The organism is Methanospirillum sp., from assembly GCF_035560735.1.
Lineage (GTDB): Archaea > Halobacteriota > Methanomicrobia > Methanomicrobiales > Methanospirillaceae > Methanospirillum.
The window spans coordinates 1-3,319 of record NZ_DATMYY010000135.1 but is presented as its reverse complement, the minus strand read 5'-3'; the positions used below and the strand labels follow the sequence as shown (position 1 = coordinate 3,319).

Annotated in this window: 2 protein-coding genes; one reads left to right on the top strand and one right to left on the bottom strand. The window is 41.3% G+C overall.

What is annotated here, in order from left to right; genetic code table 11:
* The first annotated feature begins 7 nt into the window (after positions 1-7).
* Positions 8-1,471: a condensation domain-containing protein gene (locus VN429_RS04145; RefSeq protein WP_325630099.1), complete on the top strand. Its 1,464-nt coding sequence runs from the start codon at positions 8-10 to the stop codon at positions 1,469-1,471.
* A 244-nt stretch (positions 1,472-1,715) separates the two neighbouring features.
* On the opposite strand, the gene VN429_RS04140 is transcribed toward VN429_RS04145, so the two are convergent.
* Positions 1,716-3,179 (bottom strand): metallophosphoesterase, encoded by a 1,464-nt coding sequence (locus tag VN429_RS04140; protein WP_325630097.1) that lies wholly within the window; start codon positions 3,177-3,179, stop codon positions 1,716-1,718.
* Between the last annotated feature and the right edge of the window lie 140 nt (positions 3,180-3,319).

Sequence of the window (3,319 nt, the reverse complement as noted above, 5' to 3'; positions counted from 1 at the left end):
GTAAATAATGATATTACACAAGAAAGAATCAAAACAACAAGATGAAACAGGGCATATCAGAAAAATGTCATTGTGCGAGCGGATGTTTTTTATGAGCCCTGCCTGTACCGTAATGATGACCGCCCGGATAGCTGGACCACTTGACATAACCAGGCTACGGAAAGCACTTGATGCAGTAACCGAAATTCACCCTCTCCTTCATGCAAAAGTCGTATTTGATCAGGATCATAATGCATACTTCTCATCTAATGCTGTCCCGCAGGTTCCCATTCGAATCATTCCCAGAATTTCTGATAACCAGTGGATCGATGAGATAAAACAAGAAGCACGGATCCCATTTGAGCTTGAAAAAGGGCCACTTATCAAGTGTGTTCTCCTTCACTCACCTGATGTATCAGATCTCCTTGTTCTGTGCAATCATAGCATCTGTGATGGAATGGCACTAGCCATTTGTATCCGTGATCTCCTTGTACTGTATGAAAACCCAGAAAAGAAAATAGAAACTCTAAATCCACCAGATGTCATGAATATCCTGAAACCCGGCCTGTCTGTTCAGGGGCTGTTAGGACAGGTTATCGCTGCGTTTACAAATAGGAAATGGAGAAAAGACCCGTATTATTTCGATTCAGAAGATTATTCCGCACTGTATAGTTCATATTGGGAGGATCGAACCCCGGGTTTTGTGTTATTTGAATTTGATGAGAACGAATCAGAGCGCCTCCATACAATGTGTCGTAACCATGGAGTATCAATTGGATCGGCCCTCTCTGTAGCATGTCTGAGCGCTCATTCGGATGTATGTGGAGAATTTTCAAAGCCAAAGCAAAAAGTCATGATGCCATTTGATCTCCAGAGAAGAGCCAATTTGGGAGATGTGTTTAGTTTTTGTGTCGGCTCAATTCACTTCCCATTCAGGTATTCCCAGGAAAAAACATTCTGGCAGAATACAGTATCATTTCACCAGGGGACTCATTCACGATTGAAAGCAAAGAAATTGCCAGCCATAGATATTCCCCCGTTTGATCCTTCTTTCATGGATGCGATCGCCTCATATTCAGCCTTCATACACCGGGTCCCTGAGGCTTATACCCTGAATGAAAACCTGATAAAATTCAGAGAAGACCCAAATAATGTTGCAAATTCGCTAGCCAAAAACTTCGAGAACAATATTCCCTGCCTTGTACCAACAAACCTTGGCAATATCGAAATATCAGAATCTTTCGGGGATGTAAAACTACAGAAACTCATTTTTTTACCATCATCAAGTGAACTCAATCCACTCATCCTTGGAGGAGTTGGGGTCAGTGGAAGAATTGTATTCTCCCTGCAGTTTGTAGACTCACCTTCAGGTACCAGAACATCACCGGAATCTGAAATGATACAGATACGAAATAGGGCTCTTGATCTTCTAGGGTTTCCAGAAAAGATTCACCTACGAGCTGTGGAGGAAACATGCCAACCGTCCATGTAAACGGGATTGACACGTACTATGAGATCCATTGAGAAGGATACCATTAGCCATGATCCTGGGAATGGGGATGAATAGAGTATCGTTTAACAACCCAGACATAATCAAACAATTCGCAGATTTCTTTCTGATTTAAATGTGAATAGAAGACCCTTTTGTGAAAACTTATATTAAAAACAGTTAACAAAAAATCATGGGGAGATGATATTAGTTATCCACTAAACCATGTATCACTCAATATCCAAATTCATTCACTCTGCCTTCCAGACCATTTTTTGATGATCTCTTTTGGGAAGTATTTCGTGCACGAAATATCCCGGGAAGTATCATTCCATTTCATGAGAGCTACCCCGCTGTTATCTATGTAAGCAAAACTATCATCAATCCCATTCTCATTTCTCACCCAGGCACCGGTATTGATAAGAAGAGTTGGTTTCCCATCAGCAGATCTCCCCTGAATCCTGATATCATCATCAGTATTTGGATAGGTTCCGGGAATGTGAGTGTGACCGAAAATTAAAACCTCGGCGTTATATGTATATTTCTCACTCTTCAGTGCATCTTCGTACACACTTTGTACATCGTAATTTTTTGCACTGAAAAAAGTGCTGTACATCCAGTTGCTGATAAACCCATACACAATCGGGATGATAAATATAAAGAGCAGCCAGAGAAATACAATCATTCCAATGAAATAGAGTGAATCGAGAACGCCCAACGCAAGGAAATACGCACCAATACCAATGAGGATGATTTCACCTATGCAGATCCCGAGACATGCCCTGAAGAGAAGAGGAGAAGACGGAAGAGTCTTTTCAACAAACCCGAACATCTGAACTCCTTTTGCTGATATACCAAACAGAGAGATGGCAAAAACTACTCCAACAAGCCAGCGTATCCAGGTTGATACAATGGCACCGGAAAAGATGGGAATAATTAAAGCAAGAAGATTAATAATTGCATAAAACCCAATAAATGACATTATCGGAACTGATTTCCGGACCTCCCGGACAATAGAGCAATTGAGGATCTCCTGGATAGAATCGATCACATCAAATCTGAACCCGATTGCCTGACTGATGGAATACGTGATCTGCTGCTTGTCAAACTGCTGACCATGAACAAATACATAATGAATACCGCCGGCATTGAGGCCACGAACATGGCCGTGTGTAGAAGTAGCCGGATAATGCCTCGGACTTAATTCAAGGATATGATTTGGATTCCATGCAATTTTCAGGCTCTCTATCTTCCCATGCAATCCCTTGAAAAGAGAATAAATACTATAGGCAGGGTCTGACTTATCAGGGGTATCTGCTCCATAGGAGTATACCGGTTCACCTGAATCCTCGTCATGGTTTCCAGTTACATAGATGATATCACTCTCAATATTCTGGAGTTTTAAAAAAAAGATAAGACCATCAAGAAAAGCATAATTCCGATCCTGGTGGCGTGGGTTCCATAAATCCAGGACATCACCAAGCAAGATTATTTTTGTCGGAGGCAGGAGAATTTTTGTTGTAGGCTCTGCATTACTGCTGCGTTGCTCAGGATTGCAGACAACCTTTGCGTCTCCGGACTGAATTTTATCCAGAAAGTGCAACATCCGGTTTATTGTTTCAGGTCCCTCAACACCACCAAGATGAACATCAGATACAACCAGTATACTTTTGTCATCAGGGATCTTTTCAGTATAATCTCTCTCAGCCATACCCTCTCAAGGTGATAATAGTTAGTTTACATACTTTGATGTATCGGTCCATCATCATATGAAAATGAAAACGTGGCATCAGAAAAACTATAGATGAGACCAAATTACATTATGACGATGGACTTCAGAGAGGATAATGA

What these genes read in the sequence shown, in the direction of transcription:
- VN429_RS04145 (WP_325630099.1), top strand. Translation starts at nt 8, where the DNA reads ATGATATTACACAAGAAAGAATCAAAACAACAAGATGAAACAGGGCAT.
- VN429_RS04140 (WP_325630097.1), bottom strand. Translation starts at nt 3,179, where the DNA reads ATGGCTGAGAGAGATTATACTGAAAAGATCCCTGATGACAAAAGTATA.